At 28.9% G+C, this 22,795-nt stretch carries 18 protein-coding genes, 2 tRNA genes and 1 other RNA gene; 2 read left to right on the plus strand and 19 right to left on the minus strand.

What is annotated here, in order from left to right; all coding sequences use genetic code 11:
- Positions 1-170: 170 nt before the first annotated feature.
- The 12 genes from JHL18_RS00095 to JHL18_RS00150 all read right to left on the minus strand — a co-directional run bounded on the left by JHL18_RS00095 (position 171) and on the right by JHL18_RS00150 (position 12,730).
- Positions 171-1,898: an ABC transporter substrate-binding protein gene (locus JHL18_RS00095; protein WP_200265598.1), complete on the minus strand. Its 1,728-nt coding sequence runs from the start codon at positions 1,896-1,898 to the stop codon at positions 171-173.
- Positions 1,899-2,229: 331 nt separating this feature from the next.
- Complete coding sequence (locus JHL18_RS00100; RefSeq protein WP_200265600.1) at positions 2,230-2,727, minus strand: TspO/MBR family protein; 498 nt, start codon at positions 2,725-2,727, stop codon at positions 2,230-2,232.
- Between the two features lie 324 nt (positions 2,728-3,051).
- On the minus strand, positions 3,052-5,076 hold the full coding sequence (locus JHL18_RS00105; protein ID WP_200265602.1) for an ATP-binding protein: 2,025 nt from the start codon (positions 5,074-5,076) through the stop codon (positions 3,052-3,054).
- 1 nt (position 5,077) lies between these two features.
- Positions 5,078-7,009 (minus strand): sensor histidine kinase, encoded by a 1,932-nt coding sequence (locus tag JHL18_RS00110; protein ID WP_200265604.1) that lies wholly within the window; start codon positions 7,007-7,009, stop codon positions 5,078-5,080.
- 186 nt (positions 7,010-7,195) lie between these two features.
- Complete coding sequence (locus tag JHL18_RS00115; RefSeq protein WP_200265606.1) at positions 7,196-8,092, minus strand: tetratricopeptide repeat protein; 897 nt, start codon at positions 8,090-8,092, stop codon at positions 7,196-7,198.
- Between the two features lie 45 nt (positions 8,093-8,137).
- Positions 8,138-8,725 carry a protein kinase gene (locus JHL18_RS00120; protein WP_200265608.1) on the minus strand — a complete coding sequence of 196 codons (588 nt, stop codon included), beginning with the start codon at positions 8,723-8,725 and terminating at the stop codon, positions 8,138-8,140.
- Between the two features lie 137 nt (positions 8,726-8,862).
- Positions 8,863-8,947: transfer RNA gene (locus JHL18_RS00125), tRNA-Leu, on the minus strand.
- A 198-nt stretch (positions 8,948-9,145) separates the two neighbouring features.
- A non-coding RNA gene (gene ssrS / locus JHL18_RS00130) (6S RNA) lies at positions 9,146-9,338 on the minus strand.
- A 278-nt stretch (positions 9,339-9,616) separates the two neighbouring features.
- Complete coding sequence (locus tag JHL18_RS00135; protein ID WP_420839202.1) at positions 9,617-9,925, minus strand: spore coat protein; 309 nt, start codon at positions 9,923-9,925, stop codon at positions 9,617-9,619.
- 13 nt (positions 9,926-9,938) lie between these two features.
- Positions 9,939-10,142 carry a YvdQ family spore coat protein gene (locus JHL18_RS00140; RefSeq protein ID WP_200265610.1) on the minus strand — a complete coding sequence of 68 codons (204 nt, stop codon included), beginning with the start codon at positions 10,140-10,142 and terminating at the stop codon, positions 9,939-9,941.
- A gap of 198 nt (positions 10,143-10,340) precedes the next feature.
- Complete coding sequence (locus tag JHL18_RS00145; RefSeq protein ID WP_338025420.1) at positions 10,341-12,302, minus strand: sensor histidine kinase; 1,962 nt, start codon at positions 12,300-12,302, stop codon at positions 10,341-10,343.
- Between the two features lie 233 nt (positions 12,303-12,535).
- Positions 12,536-12,730, minus strand: a complete 195-nt coding sequence (locus JHL18_RS00150; RefSeq protein ID WP_183276636.1) for an alpha/beta-type small acid-soluble spore protein — start codon at positions 12,728-12,730, stop codon at positions 12,536-12,538.
- A gap of 334 nt (positions 12,731-13,064) precedes the next feature.
- On the opposite strand from JHL18_RS00150, the gene JHL18_RS26555 reads away from it, so the two are divergent.
- Positions 13,065-13,448 (plus strand): CBO0543 family protein, encoded by a 384-nt coding sequence (locus JHL18_RS26555; RefSeq protein WP_420839203.1) that lies wholly within the window; start codon positions 13,065-13,067, stop codon positions 13,446-13,448.
- A gap of 171 nt (positions 13,449-13,619) precedes the next feature.
- Entirely contained in the window at positions 13,620-14,024 is a 405-nt protein-coding gene (locus JHL18_RS00155) for a hypothetical protein (protein WP_200265614.1), read from the plus strand.
- Between the two features lie 218 nt (positions 14,025-14,242).
- Here the strand turns inward: JHL18_RS00155 and JHL18_RS00160 are convergent, their stop codons facing one another.
- The 7 genes from JHL18_RS00160 to polA form a co-directional block, all read right to left on the minus strand.
- Positions 14,243-16,009 carry a hypothetical protein gene (locus JHL18_RS00160; protein ID WP_200265616.1) on the minus strand — a complete coding sequence of 589 codons (1,767 nt, stop codon included), beginning with the start codon at positions 16,007-16,009 and terminating at the stop codon, positions 14,243-14,245.
- A gap of 333 nt (positions 16,010-16,342) precedes the next feature.
- Positions 16,343-16,471, minus strand: a complete 129-nt coding sequence (locus tag JHL18_RS26135; RefSeq protein ID WP_274600912.1) for a hypothetical protein — start codon at positions 16,469-16,471, stop codon at positions 16,343-16,345.
- 115 nt (positions 16,472-16,586) lie between these two features.
- A tRNA-Leu gene (locus JHL18_RS00165) sits at positions 16,587-16,668 on the minus strand.
- Positions 16,669-16,954: 286 nt separating this feature from the next.
- Positions 16,955-18,067, minus strand: coding sequence for a glycosyl hydrolase family 8 (locus JHL18_RS00170; RefSeq protein ID WP_200265617.1), 1,113 nt, complete (start codon positions 18,065-18,067; stop codon positions 16,955-16,957).
- A gap of 370 nt (positions 18,068-18,437) precedes the next feature.
- A complete protein-coding gene (locus JHL18_RS00175; protein WP_200265618.1) occupies positions 18,438-18,980 on the minus strand; it encodes a lytic transglycosylase domain-containing protein in 543 nt (180 codons plus the stop codon).
- Between the two features lie 64 nt (positions 18,981-19,044).
- Positions 19,045-19,644 (minus strand): dephospho-CoA kinase, encoded by a 600-nt coding sequence (gene coaE / locus JHL18_RS00180; RefSeq protein WP_200265619.1) that lies wholly within the window; start codon positions 19,642-19,644, stop codon positions 19,045-19,047.
- An 11-nt stretch (positions 19,645-19,655) separates the two neighbouring features.
- Entirely contained in the window at positions 19,656-22,262 is a 2,607-nt protein-coding gene (polA, locus tag JHL18_RS00185) for a DNA polymerase I (RefSeq protein ID WP_200265620.1), read from the minus strand.
- Positions 22,263-22,795 lie beyond the last annotated feature (533 nt).

Consider the following 22,795-nt stretch of genomic DNA (forward strand, 5'->3'; position numbering starts at 1 on the left):
ATTTCAACAACATTCTTAAACATAACCTTAATTTATAATACGCGTAATCTTTATAGAAATTTATGGAAACCACATATTATTATTTTATCATACATTAAAAATAATTAAACGTTAAAATAATTAATTTATTTTGAACAGTAAAAAGAGGAGCATTTGCTCCTCTTCACTTATTATTTAGCAGTTGGATCTACTAACTCTGCTTTGTAAGCGTCATAAGTCCAATCTCTAAATGCTGATATTTCCATTCCTTTAACTCTTGAGCTTACACCCCAAACTTGTTTAGGATTAACTATGAAAAGATAAGGAACTTCATCATTTATAAGCTTAGTCCACTCTTGATAAGCAGCCTTTCTTTCGTCTTGCTTTGTAGTACCTAATCCTTTAGCTATTAACTCCTCTGATTTATCTGGATGCCATCCAACTGAGTTATATCCACCTAAAGTATCTTGTGACTTAGCAAAAATTCCTGATGGATCTGGATCTACTGAAAGAGACCATCCCATTGCATACATCTGGAAGTCCTGTTTGTCATAAACCTTTTCTGATACTGTATTAAAGTCTAACATATCAGTTATAACATTTATTCCAAGCTTCTTCCAATCCTCTTTAACTATAGGAATAAGTGATTCCATCATCTTATTATCAGATGTAGCTAGCCAATGTATTTCAAATGGCTTTCCATCTTTTTCTCTTATCTTTGTACTATCATTCATCTTCCAACCAGCTTCGTCTAATAATTTATTAGCCTTGTCTACATCATACTTGTATTCATTTAAGCCTGTTGGATCTACCCATGAAGTTGGTGCATTATGAGTATTTGCAACAGTACCATATCCTTGATAGTAAGATTGAACGAATTCATCTCTTCTTAAACCATACATAAGAGCTTGACGAACCTTTTTATCTGAGAACATAGGTAATCTTGTATTTAACCCTATATAGTTGTAGTTGTTAGCTGTGAATATTTGTTGATCTAAGAAGCCCGCTGATTGAACCATCTTTACAGTATTAGCGTTAGCTGTAATTCTGTTTACATCAACTTGACCTGCAGATAATTCTTGAACATTTGTCTTGTCGTTAGTAACCTTGTAGATAATCTTAGCTATCTTAGGTGCACCTTTATAGAACTTGTCATTCTTTTCAAGAGTAACAGATTCACCTTGCTTGAACTCTACAAACTTAAACTCTCCTGCTCCAACAGGCTTTAAGAAGCTATCTTTAATTTTTTGCATATTACCTTTTTCAAAGTTGTAAACAGCCTTTGGTAGTATGCCATATGCAAAATCATATATTCCAGGTCCTTTAACTTGTGTTAAAGTGAAGGATACTGTCTTTTTATCTATAACCTTTATACCCGATACCGAAGTTGCTGTTCCCTCTTTATACTCTTTATACCCTTGAAGCTTTTCAACCGCATCAACTCTTGGACCATCATACTTTGGATCACAGAATGCAGTATAAGTGAAAGCAACATCATCAGCTGTAACTTCAGTTCCATCTGAAAACTTAGCACCATCTACTAAAGTAAATGTATATGTTTTTCCATCATTAGAAATATCCCACTTTGAAGCTAGTGCAGGTATTGGATTACCTTCAGCATCATTTGTTATTAATCCTTCAAATATCAAATCTGTTATATAACCATCATAAACAGAATCTGAATATAGTGGGTTAAACTTACCTTTTGGCGCATCACCACCAACTATAAGCGTGTCCTTTCTGTCTTTAGCAACCTGTGGAAGCTTACTTACCTCTGTAGCCTTCTTTACCTCATTTGCCTTAACAGTTTTAGCAGCATCATTAGATTTCTTAGTATCATCTTTCTTTGTACCACACCCAGTTAGAACCACTGCTCCAGCTAAGATTGTACTTAATAAAGCTATCGACTTTCTCTTCATTAAATTCCTATTCTAGTATACATTCTGCGTACTAGAATAGATTCACCCCCTTTTACTTTATATATATAATCTGAAAACAGATTTTTACTACATTAATGGTTGTACTAATAATATGTTCAAACATTATTAATCAAATATTTAAATTATTTAGAAAGTATTAACAATTTTTAATTCATATATAATATATACCATATCTTCTCAAATAAAACAACTATCTTTATAGAAACTTTTACTATTTTTTTATTTTTTTGCTTTTTTTATAGTAGATTTAATATATGAAAGCGGTAATTTGTTATCGAATTATTATTTTTCTCATATGTTTATTATCTTTTCACATCTCATTCATGATCCATACAAACAAATTTAATATACTTGCATATAGACTCCACAGTATGTAAGGTAACATAAGAAAACCTGCAACTCTATCTACCTTAAAAAACTTTATACTTGTAATAAATATAAAGATCAATAATACTACTAATTCAATAAAAGCTACTCCATATAATTGTAGTTTAAAAAATATTATTGGCCATAAAAAATTTAGTATTAACTGAATCGAATAATAAACCAATGCATTTTTTGTATTCTTTCCTTGCTTATTTAGTTCGTATATTCTATAGGCAGCAATCCCTATAAGAATATAGAGTATAGACCATACTATTGGAAACACCCAGCCTGGTGGTGCAAACAGTGGTTTATTAAGATTTACATACTGTTTGTCCGCATTATTAGTAATAAAACCTATTATTAAGCCTCCACCTAATGTAATTAAAATACTTATTAAGAGATCTCCGATATTAAATTTATTATTTACTTTAAAAAAACTCATTGCATCCCCCTTTTTTCGCTTTTTTTATAATATGAAAGTTATCACCAAACTATTCCATAAACTTATATTCTAGTTTTTATGAATAAAAGACTATTACTTAAATCCCAAAAATTGAAGACCTCCTCTAATTTACTAGAGGAGGCCTCAAATATAGGTGTTATTAAATGGTACATCCATATAAAGATGAAACACTTCAATCCGAAATCTATTTTCAAAACTCCTCTGGGTTCTGAGAGGAGAATTTGAAAATGTAAATTCAATTATGAAGTGGTTCATCTATATGAATTTTAAAATCATGTGAAAAGTTTGTGATATTTAAAGCTATCAAATATATATATCTGAAAATTCAATATCTACCTTTTCTTTTAATTCATTTATATTAACATTTCTAAATTCTTCATAATCTCCTATATGATCTTTGGTTCTCTTAAATTTTATATCAAATCTGTTTCCATAATTAAATGAATTTAATGTAATCTCACCTTCTTGTAGTTCTATTAAGGCTTTGGATATAAAAAGACCTAAACCACTGCCTTCTTTTCTACTATTAAGTGAATATTGGTTTTTAGAGAACTTATCAAATATATAATCTCGCTCCTCTTCAGATATTGAATCAGAATCATTAAGAATACATATATTCACAAAATCACTATCACAGGTTATCGAAACAAATATAAATCCACCTGCTTTGCCATACTTTACACTATTAGAAAGTAGATTCAATATAACTCTTTCGATTAGTTCTTTGTCGCATTTCACATATATCTCCTCTTCGTCTACATCGAAGGTTAGCTTCATATTAAACTTATCAATATACTCTACTGTAGATTGAGCTACATCTTCCACTAAATCTACTATGTTATATATCCTCATGTCTGGAGTTAAATATCCTTCTGATAACTTATTTGTATCAATAAAATTATTTATAGTTCTTATAAGCCTAAGGCAGTTTCTTTTTATGTTATCTCCATTTTTGCTTAATCCATTTTTATTTTTTTCTAATAGATATAAATCATTTAACTGTAATGCAGAAAAAATAACATTTATAGGAGTTCTTAATTCATGAGATATATTTGTGTAGAATTGTCTTTTTATTTCATCGTCTTTTATATACCCCTCTAGCTCACTTTTCAAGGTTTTAATCTTTCCTATATCCGTAACATCTCTGATTAAAACAACGCATATTTTACTATTAATAGACTCAGTAGATAAATCATATAATCTTATATTTCCATCGATATTAATAGAAAAGTTCATAATACTTTTCTCGAGTGCCGTATAAGTGCTACTTAAGGAACCTATATAATCAATAAATTCAGTAAACTTAAGTTTCTCGATTTTTTTGTAATCTCCACAAATAAATTCTAATAGACTCTTTGCAGAAGAATTTATAAAATTAATTTTTTCCCGTTCAAAAATCAATATAGAATCTGGTATAGAGTTAATTAATATATTATATTTACTTTTACTCATTTCCATCATTTTTTGAAGTTCAATCTCTAAGTCCATTCTCTTTTTTAATATGCTACTATAATGCTTTTGATCTTTCTCCATCTGCTTAAGCTCATCATACATTTCACTATAAGTTCCCTGTATGAGAAACTTACTTATACCTTCAAACAGACTGTAATAAGCTAAATACTTCAATATATGCACAGTTAAAATCAAATTGTAGTTAATATCATCATATCTTGTGAAAGTCATCTTAGCTACACTCTCATACATAATTGCTAATGACATGTATACAAGAATATATTTTTTACTATCATAACTTATATTCTTACTTCTAAGTATCCCTATAAAAACAAAAATAAATATAATAAAGATTATCATCCAATTTAAGTTTATAAAAATAAATCTACGATATGCAATTGAATCGGATTTTGTATAATAATAAATCATTAAAATAGAAGTAAAAACAGCTATACCACAGACAAAAAATAATATAATCGCTTTAAGATAACTTATAGATTTTTTATTGAAATATAGAGATAAAATTATCACCAGATGCTCTAACCAACTAGTTATAAGCCACATTGGCAAAGTAAAGCTTAGAACTTCCTCATATTTTTTCCCATCATTAAACGATAATATGTGTACTAAATTTACTATACATAAAACTGAAAAACATAATCCTATATAAGTAAATAGGTTACGTCTTCTTAAATTAAACCTATTTACAGACATCATAGTAAGGCATGCTCCAAAAGTCGTACATAGGACTTCAACAAATTGATGAAAGAACATATAATCTCTATTCTTTTCGTACACCAATATTATAATTAAGAGTAAAGGAATAAACAGTTTAAGCACAATATTTTTAGATTTTATAATAGAACTATCATTCATCTTAAACTAACTCCCTTGTAAACTTTATTATAACTTTTGTTCCTTTATATTCGCCACTTTCAATAAAAACTTGTCCACCCTGTAATTCCACTAAATTCTTTACTACATATAACCCCAGTCCAGAACTTTGATTTGTTGCTATTTTACTTCGATCTTTTGAATTAAACTTTCCAAAAGCACTCTTCATATATTCACTGCTAATTCCTCTCCCCTGATCTGAAACTTCAATGGCTACTAAAAGGTCATCACATCTTAAATATACTTTTATTTCACCTTCATCAGAGTATTTTATCGAATTAGATATTAGATTCAATATTATTCTTTCTATAAAGTTTCTATCACAAAGTACAAAAATCTCTTCTTCTTCTGTATCAAAAATAAGTTCAAGGTTTTTATCTCTTGCATATTCTACCAGATGCTGTATTGTTTCTTCTATTATATCTACAATATTATATCTTGACATTTGAGGCTTTAAATAATCAAAATCTATCTTTGATGTATCAATTATGTTGTTAGCCAATCTAATCAGAGTCATACAATTATCTTTATTTATAAGATTATATTTTCTTATCACTTCAAAATCATCATTTTCTAATAAATATTTATAAAGCTGCGTTGCACTATATATTACATTTATTGGCGTCTTCAAATCATGGGAGATAGTTGAGAGGAATGTTCTTCTCATCTTTTCTTCTAGTCTCTTTTGGTTGATGCTTTCCTTCATGGTTTCGAACTTTACCTTTTCTGTCACATTACTTAATATTAAAATTGATTCGTCTTCATTATTATTTATATAAAATTGTCTTATTTCAAAATATGCCATTTCCCCATTAATCTCACTAAGCCCATCATAATTTATACAATCATCTTTATAAACAACTGTGCTTTCGTTTTTATATACAATAGACTTTATACTTTTATTTATAATATCCTTCAAATTCTCAATATTGAACATCTTTATAAATTGATTATTTGCAAACATTATTCTATTAGTAGAGTTATTAATAATCACCATTGGTAATGGCATTCCGGCAAAAAGTTTTTTATAATCATTTTCTCTTCTTTCTATGCTTTCTCTTATCTTTGACATAGTCATATTCTTCAAATATATCCTTTTATTAAACTCTTCTAGCTGCGTATTGTGCCAATAAATATCATTGAATATAGTTTTATAAGGCTTGTCTAAAAATTTATCTAATAAGCCAGCCCCCATAACTAAGTACGCTCCTAATCTTCCTATATTAAATAAGAAGAGAAGAATCTGCACATTTAAAATCAAATACAACAAGTGAATAATAAAAGAAAAACTCATAATATACACATAAATACTAAAAAAGTTGAATTCATTATTGTTTTTATAACTAAATCTTCTAATGTTCATCATAGGAACTATCAAGATTATTATGCTTATGCCTTGAGTTATGTACTCAATACTATTATTAAAAACTCCAATTTTAGTCAACGTATATAAGGCTAATATTATTATAATCATTGAAAATAAGTGAATTAATATAAGTTTCTTATGACTGTATTTCTTATTTATGGTATTAACAGCAAGATGTATATAGATACTTTCTGCCAAACTGCATATATCCATACTCTGCAACACAATATTATAATGTTGTTGAACTATACTGCCACTAGATATTTGCAAAGTTATATTCATGACATTTAGCAATCCGATTATAAAGAAAATAACATATGAAAATAGTAAAAACTTTGAATCTGCAAATTTATTAGTTGTATATAAAATTATCATAAGTTCAAAACATATCATTATAACAATAATATTTATTAAGTATATTACTATCCTAGAGTTTATATTAAAAGAAATAAAGAAAAGAATAAATAGTATACCAAACACAAGTATGGTCTTTACAATCTTTTCGTGGTTTAAATATAAAAAATCTAACGGCCATTTATCTTCCTTCATAATATAACCTCCTACAAAATTATTTTATATTAATTATTACAAAATAGGAATATAGTTTCTATTTTAACACAAAAGAGAGAAAAAATTTGTTGAAAGACTCTAAAAACTTTATAAATAAAGGTATCTTAATCTTTTCTATTAACTAATATTGATATAAAATCCAAGAAAAAAGCCACAAGATAGATTTTATCTTGTGACACAAAAATCCATATATAATTTACTATTTCTTGTAACTTCAAGTTCATCATCTTCATTTATATATTTAATAAAACCTGGATAAAGCTCCACAGCCTTTATCAAATCTTCAGCTGCTTCATCTATTCTATCTATACGTGATAAAAAGCAGCTTCTATTATAATAAAGAAACTCACATTCTTTATTGTTTTCAATTCCTTTTGATAAAACCTCTATACCTAATTCAATATCATTCCGATCTTTATAAAGAATAGCTAGATTCAAATAGGCGTAAGAATATTCTTTATTTATTTTTATAGACTTTATATAATACTTCTCTGCCTTATCCATTATGTTTAGTTTTGTATATATTACTCCCATATTAAATAAAGCAAGATAATTTTGCCTATCCAGTTCTAAAGCTTTGCTAAACATCTTGAATGCCAAATCATACTTTCCTAATTCCTCATAAGTTGCCCCTAAATTAGTGTACCCCCAGAAATCGTATGGATTTATTTCAATAAATCTTAGATAATATTGTATTGTACTTTCCTTATCTCCTAAACTATCATATGTATTTGCTAAGAAAAAACAGGCCTTTCCATACAAAGGATTAATTTCTAGAGCTTTTTTATAATATAAAATAGCTTTATCATATTCTTCCCTATCATCATAGATAACCCCTAATCCATAGTATGCTCTTTCCTCTAACTTATCTTTTTCAATTATATCTTCATAGGTCTCTATAGCCTCATCCTGCATCCCTAGCTCATCATATATTAACCCGATATTAATTAACACTTCTATATTAGAATAATTTTCTTGTCTGTTGGCTTCCATATAGTGATTTAGAGCCTTTAAAAGATGCCCTTGACTATATGCTTTCTCTGCTAAGTTTATGTAATCCATATAACTCCCTACTTTAACTATAATTTATGCTAATTATATTATAACTTATTTTATGCCTAGTTTTATATACTTACCCATCTTGTATTTCCATAATATATATTTTTCCCTATCTAATTGACTTACATTTTCAAAGAAAACTTCTAATGCATCTAGATTAAAAAGTCCTTTCATTAAATGTCGTGGATAGCTTACTTTTTTAGTATAATTATTTTTAGGATCTATTATAACAACTGACATGTTTTCTTGGACATAAATATCCTTGCATCTTATATCTATCCTAGTAAAACCAAGCCTAATAAATTCGTTAGTCATATCAAGTAATGACTTACATATTTCTTTGTTAAGTCCATTATCTTTTACATACTTATCTAATCTTTCTCCACCAACATAGTCTCTTACTATATACAATTCTCCACAATTATGTATAACAGGAAAAAACTCCGAACCCTTTACTTTTAATAATATATCAGTCTCCTCATCACAAACCTTTTTTTCTCTAAATATTTTTATTATCTTATCTCCAGGTAGGCTATATACTATGCCATTATGCCCTTCCCCTAAAAACTCTGCCTTCTTAAATTCACTCTCTATCTCCTCAGTAAAATCAACACTATAGTCAATGTTTCTGGCCAAATATCTCACATCCTATGATGAATTTTACTAATTTATACGTTTCTATATCATTAAATATTCCTTTTTACAAATATAAAAAAGTCAGCACACAATAAAAATTGTAATACTGACTTTTTATAATTAATCTATATTTCCCCTGGTGCAGATGACGGGACTTGAACCCGTACGTAAAACTACACGCGCTTCTGAGACGCGCCTGTCTGCCAGTTCCAGCACACCTGCAGATTCACTTGTTAATATATGTCATATTCAAAGTATATTTTATTTGTTTTTTAATGTCAACTTCCCATTAACTACATCTAGAACCTCATGTTTACTATATATTTAAGAGCTTAGTGCTATTCCTTCATTAATACTAGTATATTTATGCACTTGAACGTAAAAAAGAGAAGTATCACTACTTCTCTTTAAAATTCATAAAGTTACTCCAAAATACCGTTGCCCTGATTTTGACACCTATCTCTCGATAGGTGGGTGTCCTCACAATTATATCAATCGCCTAAAATGCCATCTAAGGGACTCACAGAAAGGTACATATCCACAATTAAATCTTGAACTCCCTTTGTTGTAATGTAGGTTCAAAATAAGAGCTTGACGCATATCCCAGAACATATGAATTATTATACAAGTTTGATGGATATTTTTAATATCCTGTTCTCTATATCTGAATTATAAACTATATGAAAATAAATTTCAATAGTAAATTTATCAAGTTTATGTGAACTATTTTATTGACCTAATAACAGTGTTATTTGTCACTTTACTACCGAGATTATATTTTAAACTCTAAATACAAAGTTGTCAATTACTTTATTTCATTGAAAAACTTTATGCTTCTTGGGGTAGATATAGTTCATAAAACTACATAGAATAGCCTAGTATTAAGAGTATTTATTTGTCTTTATCGATAACATCTTCTGATTTTTTAAAAGCATCAGAAAGCTGTTCAGTTGTAGGTGCATATGGTTGTTCCCATCCACGTTTAACAGCTAATTCTGAAATTGCTGCATGCCCATTAAGAACTTGGCTTAGACTTGATGCGTACATCGCTCTTAACTCTGGTGTAGGACTTGTCAATGTAGCATTAAGATATGCATTAGCAGCACCCTTAGCACCTGCTAACATATTGCTAACTATAACTTCATCATTCATAGCTGTATCTTTTATACCCATTCCTTCTAAAATTGTTGACATCATCATAGGTCACCTCTCCTTATCTTATTATTTGGTTTTCATTTATAAATTGTTGTATTCCTTTTATTCTGCCTTCTGCTGCCAATATACCAGATTCAGCTTGTTTCTTTATTTCATCATCATTTATAAAATTTTGCATAGCTTTTGATACAGCTAATCCGTCTCTTTCCAATGTTAGTAATGATGTTAATGACATAACTTCTGCTTCTGAAAGTTTTCTCATGTTAATACCTCCTACTTAATTTATTTCCTACTTATTTTCTGTATTTAACAAGGTATTAATCATGTAAATTATGGAAAAGGTTAATATACCTATCATAAATATAAAACTTTATATTTATTAAGCATCAAATCCCTCTTTCATATACAGTAAAAAAACACAAAATAGAAATTATATAACAATCTACTTTGTGTTTCTAATTTAAAAATAAATATCTGAAAACTCTACACTTGAAATCTGAACTAAATGATTACCCATAAAATCTGAACTTTGTTGTTCATTGTTACTTTCAATAACAAGATCAGCAGGAAATATAATAGTAAAAGTACTCCCTTCACCAACTTTACTTTCAACCGAAATAGTTCCATTCATAGCCTCGACAAATTTCGTTACAAGTGATAGTCCAATCCCTGCACCTTCCGCTTGTCTTGATAACGAACTATTAACTTGTCCAAATCGTTCAAAAATTATATCCAGCTTATCCTTAGGTATTCCTATGCCTTCATCTTCTATCTTAATAAATACCTTATCATCCTTTTCACTCACTTGCACCTTTATAGATTTATCCTTTGGAGTAAACTTGATTGCATTGGAAAGAATATTTAAAATTATTCTTTCATACTTTTCATCATCTATTCCAATTACCTTTTCTTTAATGCTAGATTGGAATATCAAAGAAATATTTTTTTGATAAGCATATATGAGCACTGATTCTGTTATTGCCCTAGTTAGAAAAACTATATCTATATCCTTCTTATTGATATTAATATTTCCTGAATTTGCCCGAGTAATATCTAGAAGGTTATTTACAAGTCTTAATTGTCTATTTGAATTTTGATTAATCATTCCTATATATTTTTTTGCTCTATCAGACAGCTCATCACCACAAAAATAATTTATTGATTGTATTGCGCTACTAATTACATTAAGTGGAGTTCTTAATTCATGTGAGATAAGAGAAAGAAATTCATCCTTCATCTCAATTGACTTTTCAAGAGCTTCATTCTTTTCTTTTTCAGCTTTTAAAGCTGCTTCATGATGAGCTTCTATAATCTTATCCTTAGATATAAGCTCAGTAATATCGTGAACAGAAGTTACAGCCATCAAAATATTGTTATCACCATCATAAATTGGAGATGAACTTATCTGCAATATATTTTCTATTCCATCTTGAACAAGTATTAATCTTTCATTTTTCACCTTTTCGCCTTTTAAAGCTCTATAGGAAGGAAGTTTCTTTACAGCCATTGGTGTTCTATCAAGAGTATAATACTTTTGATTATTGAATGCATTTTCTAAGTTACTTATATCGTAAGCTCTCTCTACCCCTATACTTTTAGCTATATCTTCCCTTTTAAGTAAATCTCCATTTTTATAATTAACGTATATTTCGCAAGGTATATTTTCAAATATTGCTTCCATCTGTTTATTTCTAAGATTAATAGTTTCAATTTGCTCTTGAATCTTATTCCTATTTAAAACCTTTTCCGTAACTTCATAGGTATTACTTACTACATACTTTACTATTCCTTCTTCCGTAATTGGGGTTATTATTGAATCCCAATAGGTTATCCCTCTTTTATAACCTACATGTTTATATTCGTTAACCTGAACAGTTTTATTCTTACTAATTGCCTCTTTCCAGTAGTTTTCAATAGGACTTCCTTTCCACCTAGTAATAATTGTTTCTATTTTACTGCCAATACTAAAATTTTCATTATTAAACGGTGGCTCCAAGAAATCTAAATACTTTTGATTACCTTTAATTAATATCATATCAGGAACACTATAAACAGCTACTCCAACTATATTGGATTTACTTAGTTCCATTAAATATGTGTGTTTGTCTTCAAATCTTGAATATGGCTTTTCATTTACTATAAATATCTGCTTATCTCCATATATAATTATTTCAAACGTTACAATTCTTACTTCTAAGTTTTTTGTAAATATAAAACATTCCTTTTTATCTTCTATGGATTTAATATCAACTTTAGGAAATACCCTTAAAACATTGAATACTTCATCTATCTTTTTACCTATAAATTCATCAATTTTATACTTTACCATTTCTGAAAATTGTTTATTAACTTCAATAATTACATCATTTTGCACTATTATATGTGGAAGCACATGGATATCTTCAAAAGAGTTGTTTTTCACAATAATGCCCTCCAAAGTTTTAAATAAATATTGTAAAACATAGTGTATATACAGGTGATATTCTACCACACAATTCCATATAATACTATTTGAACTTTTATATAGATGCATTAATTCCTCTGAAAGCTTTTTTCCAAAACCCCTGTGATTTTTGAAAAGAGTGCTAAATTCATTTAACCCAAAATTTAAAAGGCTAGATATTAATATCTAGCCCTTTGATGTACTGCTTTTTTCTATAGGTTTTTTTCGTAAGATTCAATCATTTTCTTAACCATTTGTCCGCCTACAGATCCAGCTTCTCTGCTTGTTAAATCTCCATTGTAACCTTCTTTTAAGCTAACTCCAACTTCTCTAGAAGATTCCATTTTAAATTTATTTAATGCTTCCTTTGCTTCAGGTACTAATACTCTATTACTTCTATTTGACATTTTGTGTTCCTCCTTTAATAATTGATTTGTTTAAGTATTAGTATTATTTGCGAATACTTCTTAATTAAACTACAATATCATTGGAAGTTCACCCAACTGGTTCCATACGCTAAGAATTTTGGAATATATATATTTGTTAATGACAAAAATATTAAATATACTATATACGTACTGTATAATCCTCTTCATCAATTAATACTTAAAAGCATCATTACTTCAATACTTTTATAAAAGGAAGTGCGCTTATATGATTACCTTTATTTTTCTTACTCTATCTTTTATTATTTTTAACAGTATAGCCGTCTTGATTCCTAAAAAATTAAATAAATTAGAAATGTTAGACATATCAGTATTCACTTTACTTCTACAGATGACCGTTGATCTAATATTAGATGTTAAGTTTAATCTTTATGGTTACTTTAAAGAGGGAGTTGATTTAATATCTTTCATAACCTTTTTAGGAATTTATCCTGCTTTTGCAATTATTACAGTTAACTATTATCCATATAAGAAAAGACTACTAAAAAAACTTTATTACGTTATAATAGTGTCAATTTTTTGTTTAGGTTATGAATCACTATCCTTGTATACAAAATACTTTTATCATCGAACATGGTCACTTTTATATTCTGCTTTATGTTACCCTTTTCTTATATGTATCATTGCTATGTATTTATCACTAATTCGTAAATTATCTTTAGATAATAAGGTTAGATAAATTTAAAACACCCCGCTTTTAAACGAGGGGTGTTTACTAACGTAATAAAACAAATATTACTAAATATTATGCCTCTCAACATTTCCATTAAAATAAAAACATGGTAATATATAACTATAGATATATAATACCATCACATATCAAAATAATTTCATAGAAATGGAGAGTATTGTGAATAAAAAACGTCTTTCAGTAATCTTTATTATACTACTTTTATCAATTCTTACCGTATTAGGTTTCACTAGGATTAATTCTAAACTTAATGCATCTTATAAAAACAAGTCCTATGTTGGAGAAAATGAAAATTGGAGCGTTTCTCTTGAAGTACGTGATAAACAGCTAGATATAAAAGTTACTCCTAAAATTCTAATGGATAAGGACTCTAAAATTCAATGCAAAATCAAGACTGGCCCTCATTATTCAGGCAGTGGTGTAATTTACTATGGAAGCACCTTTAAAAACTTCTGTGCATCATTATCTTTGACTGTAGATCCTATTAATTACAAAAATGAGCTTATTGGTATTACCTATAATGATAAAGTTGATCAAATAACCTTAAAGCCCTTGAAAAAATAGTTATTAGGATTAATTCTACCTAACCGCATTTATCTTATCCATTTATTTAATTGTTTGAATTTCATTATATTTTATTTTTTTGCCATTTATAATAGCAGCATCAACTGCAAAGTTACTGTTGTCAGTTAACACTACCATAAATATTATCACAAACGTCAGTGATAAAAAAGAAATAAACTTCTTTATAGCCAGCCCCATATCAATAAATCATATTTGACTTATATAGTATTATTTAACCACTTTGCAATTTCAAATTCTTCAGCTACATTTTTAAACGCTTTTACTTCATTACCAGACTTAACTGCATTCCTCAAAATTCCATTTGCATATCTAATTAAACTATCTATTGATCCACCTATCAATTCACCATTGTTCAGCTTGAAAATGGCTATTGCCAAAGCATTGATAATATCATTACTATTAAATTCATTTTCCATATTAGTTATTGAGTCAAGTACCTGCTTATTACTTTTGAGTTCAGGTAAATACTCAGTTAGAAACTTCCATCCTATAGGAACATCTTCATCAACACTATCTATATCAAAAGTTATCGTCCCATCAATTAGTATTTCATTTCTTGTTACCATTTCAAAGCAATCGTCGCAAACAGCTATTAAGCTACTCAAATTATCGGTATTCTTATCACTGGTTAAATATGCAATCTTCAGCTCTCTTCCTTTTCCACCACAGGTCATACATGAAAAGTCTTGCTTTCCAAAGATCATGTATCTAATCTGTCCATTGATATTCTGTATTCTCATTAGACTTTCTATAGATTCTAAATTCTCTACTAACACCGGCAACATAAAAATTTGTCCAGAAACCTCATCAACAATTAGTAGATTTCTTTTTATTAGATTTCTTAACACTTGTCTCACAACAACTACTTTTGTCTTATTAATTAATTCAGAAATTAGCGGTTCGCTTGAGGAATACCTATATACAGTTATTTCATTTTCTCCAGAGCTAAGTACACTTCTCTTATTATTTTCCTTAGCTAGTTTAAGTACATCGATTAATATTTTTCTTTCCAATCTATTGCACTTTTTTATTTCACTAAAGATTATCCCCCATGATTGCAAATTATCCAATTTATCAAGTTTAAGTGCGAATTCAAAAGCTTCATATGTTTCTTGAACTGATATTATATCTTCTTTTTTGAAAAAAACATCTTCTATTTTCTTTGATTCTATAGCTTTCTCAATCATTTCCTGTTCTTTTGCTTTAATAGCAATCATCATGGCAGCCCTCTGTTTCCACTGTTTATACTCGATTATAGTTTCTTCAACACTAGAGTTAGAGTACTGGCATTTGCTACAGTTGATTGAATAAATTAGCTTATCTCGACTAATTTTTAATAAAAGTTGCTCTTGACATCTAGGGCATTGAATTTCATTTATCTTACTTTGTATATCTATACACTTCTCTTCAAACTCTTTTTTAGCCTCTAAAATCCCTCTAATATTCTTCTCAACTTCTTCAGCTGTAATTAGATTGTTAAATGAAACTTTTTTTCCGCATTTATTACATCTAATTAAACTAATACCGTTCTCAGGATTATATACATCCGTTACCATTTCAAAACAGTTAGCAAAGCATTTAGGGCAATACCCATCATAATTTTCTATTTCAATAGGTATTATAATATCATTGATTTTATTACTTGGTATCTTAAAATATTTGATAATATCCTCTAAAGTAGCTTCTTCACTATAAAACGCCTTCAAAAACTTTATATAATCATCAGTAGGATATGCTTTTAATATATCACTGTAAGCTATAGATGAACTTATTTTATATTTTTGTTTTAGCTTGGTAATTGGACTATTGCAATTTGACCAAAATTCCTGCGAGAAACTTACAAATCTTTCTTCCTTATACTTTTGTAAATATTTTTCAACTAAAGTTTGCTCAAGAAAACTCTCTTTTTGTTTTGAAAACACCTTGCTAAAATCATATTGATTAACATACTCATGAATATCCATAGCTTCCCCCTAGTATTATTTCTCTAAGTTTTCTTATATCCATTCAATTTCTTTTCTTATCAACAATTCGAATAAATAGCTCTCTAACATCCATATAATAGCAAAATATTGTAAAACAGTCAATTTTTCTACATATTGCATTCTGATCCTAGATATTTATTTCTTGCCGTAAATAAAACTTATTCTATCTCTTATACTCCTTGTCTATATCTCAAATATTTAACTAATTTTCATTCATCGTTTCTTTGTAAAGTACTACAAATTCACTAATTGCATCCTCTGTAATATAATCAACCGATATCTTATATTTCCTAAATTTAAACCTTACATGATTCACAAAGTCATCATAATGTTTAATTGTTGATTACCTACGCTCTTAACCTTACACCGTTTAATAAATTCATCATATCCTTCAGTAAATGCCTTAGTATTATTGGATTTTACTTCAATCTTTTTTCTCAATTCATCACTATTTCCATAGATTTATTTAGACAAAAGACGTGTGGAGTTTTTTAATAGATTTTAGACAATAAAAAAACACCAGAGCTTCAAAACTCTGATGTTTACTAGGTTTCTTTGGTGCGAAAGACGGGACTTGAACCCGTACGGTCTCCCACACGCCCCTCAAACGTGCGCGTCTGCCATTCCGCCACTCTCGCATATTTTGTATAACAGAGGATCTTCAGCTATTTTAATTTATTTTTTAGCTGACAAATACAATTTTACTAGATATTTTTTTAATCGTCAATATAAAAATATCTAGTAAAATTTGAGGAATCTACTGTAACATAGGTATACTACTCTATTAGTTCTTCATTCAAATTGTTATAAAGATGAACTACTTCGATCCGAAATCTATTTTTAAAACTCTCACGGGTTTTGGTGAGAGAATTTAAAAATAATAAATTTTATTACGAAGTGGTTCATCTATATATATGTACTATTCTATTTCTGCATAGCTAAAATTGCATTCAAATTATCAAAAGAATATAATTCCTTTGTCTCAGCATTACCAAAAGCTCCATAAATCTCATTATTCTTGTCTACAACTTGGAATTCTAACAGTTTCTTTATAAGAAGATTATATAATTCTGTGTCTCCTACCTCTTTTGCAATCATAGCTGCAACAGAATATATAGCTGTTGACCTGATGTCTGTAGACGGCTTTCCTGTATTTATATCATACATGGCGTATAGAGCGCCATCTGCAATTAATCTTTCTTTTACCCAATTAACAGTGGTTGTTATATCTTCCCCATCCTGCTTAAGATATAAGGATGTTATAAGTGATAAAAGTGTGTCTGCATCTTTTTGTTCTACAAAACCTTGTTTGCTGACATCATATGTATTTTTATATAATGGTAAATTATTAGATATATATGCTTTACTTATAAGTTGCTTTGACTCATTATATTTATCTTTCCATCTTCTATCTATACTTTTAAGTATACCCATGGTATTTACATCAAGATAACATATAGTAACAGATTTGCTTTTTCCATAACTATCTTTAAAATCTACAGGAAGGTTCGAAGTTATATTGTTCTTTAAGATTGAATCAGATATTTTTATTGCATATTTTCTATAATCGAATTCTTTCCATCTATCATATCCATATATCAAGGCTTTTATTATTCTAAAATCATCTATAGTGGCAGATGTTTCTGCTAGAGTTCCGTGATCTATTCTCCATGCAACAGAATTACTTTTAAGAAGCATTTGCTTCATCACTATGTTGCAGTGTTTATCAAATAGTTCCTTATCCCCTTGTTCTACCGCATATAGCATTATAAGCCCTTCCGATTCAGAAAGCACTGCGTGTCCTTTTGTAATATCTTTAGAACTTGGTTGATCTATGTAATTTGTATACATACCATTCTTAGAATCAGTCATTTTGCTATTTAGAAAGTTTAGCGTTAGCTCTTGATCCTTAGTAATTTTTGGAGTTGACCATTGTTTATTAAGCTTTATCGGAATTAGATATCTTATATTCAAGAAAGATGCTATTCCAACAATTATAATAACAACCAAAATAATTGATAATATTCTCCTTTTCATCACTTTCTCCTCATTTTGTAAGTTAAATAATCGCAAATTTATACCACTTTATCTTTGATCGCATCTAAAAAGTTTTATTTCACTTCTTAAAATTAACTCATAGATAAAGTGGTCTACTTTAATTTTTAGCTATATTTAGTAAGATTCTTGAAATTAAGTGGTTATTCAGGAGATGTTATATGAGCGAGCTATTAGAATTAAATGATTTTTCCAGATGGAATGGCGTTAATAAACTGTACTGTTCGAACGTAGTGAGTTTACAGTTTTAGCCATGAAATATGGCAAAATCATATTAATTCTTTGCGCAAGCTCATTAAAGCATCGGATGAATAGCCGCTTAATTTCAACATGGTGCCTTAGCACCTAAAGTTTAATTATATAAAAATTTATAAATGTTGTAATTTACTTTAACTTTCTTTAAGTATTTATCTGTTTCTTTAAAGGGTATATACTTCAAGGACTTTCCATCATTTGAATATTTGGTATCCTTAAGCCATTTGTTTACATTTCCTCGACCTCCATTGTAGGCCGCAATCACTAAATCCATATCTTGAAATTCATCTCTTAAATTTCTTAGATACCATGATCCCATATGAATATTGTACTGGGGATCTAATAACTGTGAAGAATCAGAATAATTGATATTCATCTCCTTCGCAGCCCACTTAGCTGTACTGTCAGTTATTTGCATTAGTCCATGTGCATCTTTAAATGAATGTGCATTTGTATTAAAATTACTTTCTGCCTTTATAACAGATAACACTAATAATGGATCCAAATTATATTCTACACTGTACTTCTTTATAATATCTTTATATTTATATGGATACATTAAATTATAAACACACCATCTAAAACCCATTAATACTATAGCTATAACAACAAAAAATACAATGTATTTTCTTAATTTCATAACATTCTCCTAAACATATTAGGGCTTAATATCACCACAAAAATTAATTATATTCATTTATACTTTACTTATAAAGTTTTAATATTTCTACCATATCATCTACTTGTTCTTTAGTCTTTATCAAGCTGGCGCTATTATCTATTATAAAATTTGCATATTCCTTTTTTCTATCTAAAGGCAATTGTGCATTGATTCTATTCAAGGCTTCACTCTGACTTAATTTATCTCTAAGCTTTAATCTTGAAAGCTGTGCATTACTATCCGACCAAACTAGAATAACAAAGTCCATCTCTTCATGCATGTTGTTTTCGATTAGTGTTGGAGCGTCTAGAATCACGATTCCAACACCTTTCTTATTGTATGCATCAAATGAATCATTTATCTCTTTTATAATATAAGGCATTATTATATTTTCATATTTAATTCTTTGCTTAGGAAATCTGAATATATGATTGCCAAACTCTTTCCTTCTAAATTCACCTCTCCAATCAAAAAATCCGTCGCCAAAGTCATCTCTTACCTTTATAAGTATTTCCGGATATTTTGAAAGTACATCCTTTGCAATTTGATCAGCATCTATAATGCAAAAACCTGATTCTAGAAGTATCTTAGAAACTGTACTCTTACCAGTACCAATTCCCCCAGTTAATCCAACCTTAATCATAATTTCCTCCTTTATTTAGCATCGTACCAACTTTCACCTATATTAATATCAACTTCAAGTGGAACATTAAGACTTACTGCACTTTCCATTTCTTGTTTTATAATAGTTTTTATTTGCTCTAGTTCTTCTGGCACCACATTTATTATAAGTTCATCGTGCACCTGAAGTATCAGTTTACTTTTCATCTTTTTCTCTTTTAATGTATTATATACACTTACCATGGCCACCTTTATTATATCTGCAGCACTTCCTTGAATAGGCGCGTTCATGGCCAATCTCTCACCTAAAGATTTTACTATCTTGTTAGAAGCAGTTATCTCAGGTATAAATCTTCTTCTATTGAGTATAGTTGTAACATATCCATCTTTTCCTGCTTCTTTAATTATGTTATCCATGAACTCTCTGATTTTTGGATATCTTTCAAAGTATATATCCATATATTCTTTAGCTTCTTTTTTTGTAATATGAAGATCTTGTGAAAGGCTAAAATCACCAATACCATAAACTATTCCAAAATTAACAGCCTTAGCTCTGCTCCTCATTAGTTTTGTAACTTCATCTAACGGAGTTTTAAATACTTCCGAAGCTGTTTTTGTGTGAATATCTATATCATGCTTGAAGGCATCTATCATATTTTCATCATTTGCAATATGAGCTAACACTCTAAGCTCAATCTGAGAATAATCCGCTGAAAGTATCACATCGCCTTTTTCCCTAGGAATAAATACTTTTCTAATCTCTCTACCCATCTCATATTTTATAGGTATATTTTGAAGATTAGGTTCTGTAGATGAAAGCCTTCCAGTTGTGGTTACAGTTTGGTTGAAGTTAGAATGTATACATCCATCTTCATCCACAACCGCTTTTAAACCTTCTATATATGTTGAGTATATCTTTGTTAACTGTCTAAAGTACGTTATCTTATCTATTATAGGATGTTTGTCAGATAACTTTTCCAGTACCTCTGCATTTGTTGAATATCCTGTTTTTGTCTTTTTAACCACTGGCAAATCAAGCTTTTCAAATAGAATCTTTCCTAATTGCTTAGGAGAATTTATATTGAATTCCTCATCTGCAAGCTCATATATAGTCTTTTGACTTTCTTCTATTTCATTTTTAAACTTCACAGATAGTTCATCTAGTATCTTAGAGTTAACCTTAAAGCCATACTCCTCCATAGAAGAAAGTACTAGTGTTAATGGAAGTTCAACTTCATATAATAATTTCCCCATGCCTGCTTCTTCAATCTTTGTCTTAAGATATGAATATAGCTTTTTCATATGAAAACATAGCTTCATATTCATTACAGTTTCATCACCTTTAGGGTCTTCTCCTACATACTCATTAACTAAAGTTAAAAGAGGATAAGTACCTTTTGATGAATCAATTAAATAAGCAGCTAAGGCAGTATCAAAGATAAGCCCCTTCATATCTATATCCAATTTTCTAAGAACAGTTAAGAAGTTCTTTACGTCATGACTTATTTTCTTTATGCTATCATCTTCAAAGAATTTTCTTATAAGACCAATTCCCTCTTCATTATTAATGCCTTCAAAAACTATTTCATAATTTTTGTTACCATCTGATATGAATATTTTTTTTATGTTGATCATTGAATATTTACTTATTCCATCTAAATTAAAAGTAAAGTAAACTTCTTTTCCCAAAGCTTCTAAAGCTAATTTTAACTGATCGTTATTAGTTATACTCTCAAATTCTATATCAGTATCAACTGAGTCTCCGTCTCCAATTGCAGCTTCTGGTAACTTATCAAGCAAGGATTTCATTTGGAGTTTAAAGAATAGCTTTCTAAGACCTTCATTATCATAGTTTTCATTAGATTTTATCTCATCTAAATCAAATTCTATTGGAACTTCAGTATTTATAGTAGCTAGTCTCTTTGAGAATATTGCTTGTTCGCTGTACTGTATTAGATTTTCTTTAATCTTCTTACCACTTATTTCTTCTACATGCTCTAATACGCTCTCAACACTACCATAGGTTTGAATAAGCTTAAATGCAGTCTTTTCGCCTATGCCTGGAACTCCTGGTATATTATCTGACGGATCTCCCATAAGGCCTTTAACATCAATGAATTGAGTTGGAGTAACCCCCATCTCTTCTACCATTCTAGCTCTTGTATATATTTCTCTCTCAGTAATTCCCTTTTTAGTTATTACTACATTTATATTATCTGATGCAAGCTGAAGAGCATCCTTATCTCCAGTTACTATATAAACTTCTATACCGTTCTCTTCTGCAAACTTAGCTAAACTTCCGATTAAATCATCTGCTTCATAACCATCCATTTCATAAATACTTATGCTAAACAAATTAAGCATTTCTTTTACTATCGGAAACTGTGCTGCAAGCTCTGGAGGCATTTTCTTTCTTCCAGCTTTATAATCTTGGTACTCTACATGTCTAAAGGTTGGTGCCTTCCTATCAAAAGTAGATACTATGTAGTCTGGTTTAAAGTCTTCTTTCATCTTAATAAGCATATTTGTAAATCCATAAACTGCATTTGTATATATGCCTTCATTTGTAGATAAAAGAGGAATTGCATAAAATGCTCTATTAAGCAAACTATTACCGTCCAATATCAATAAACGTTTCATAATTAATCCTCCAAATTCTTCTTTTAAAAGTACAAAACTAAAGTGAAAATCTTTTACCTTATATTTTTAAGTGTATATATGATACTCGTAATTCCTATAATAATTTTATTGACTAAAAACTATAAGTATATTCTTACAAGAACAATTAACAAAATGTAAGTTCTCTATCTCTTTATACATTATAATATAAACAGTATTTCTTTCCAACCATGTATATCCAATAAGTAAGCATTTTGAAGCAAATACCTATAAAAATGTGGTTATAATGTATCCAAATTTACTAAAGATGAACCACTTCAATCTGAAAATATAAATTTTATAATGAAGTGGTTCATCCATAATAAGGTCAAATAAAACTATATATATTGATTTTTCTCATAAAAATTAAATTAATTCATCTTTAACTTATATTTTGTCTTAAGTCTGTTCGTATAATTATTCACAGATATAAGTGATGTGCAAATTTGTAAAGAATAAAAAAAAGATTTTAATTATTGCTATGATTTGGTAAAATTCTATATAAAGAAATTTTT

This window comes from Clostridium yunnanense, from assembly GCF_016595795.1.
GTDB lineage: Bacteria > Bacillota > Clostridia > Clostridiales > Clostridiaceae > Clostridium_AR > Clostridium_AR yunnanense.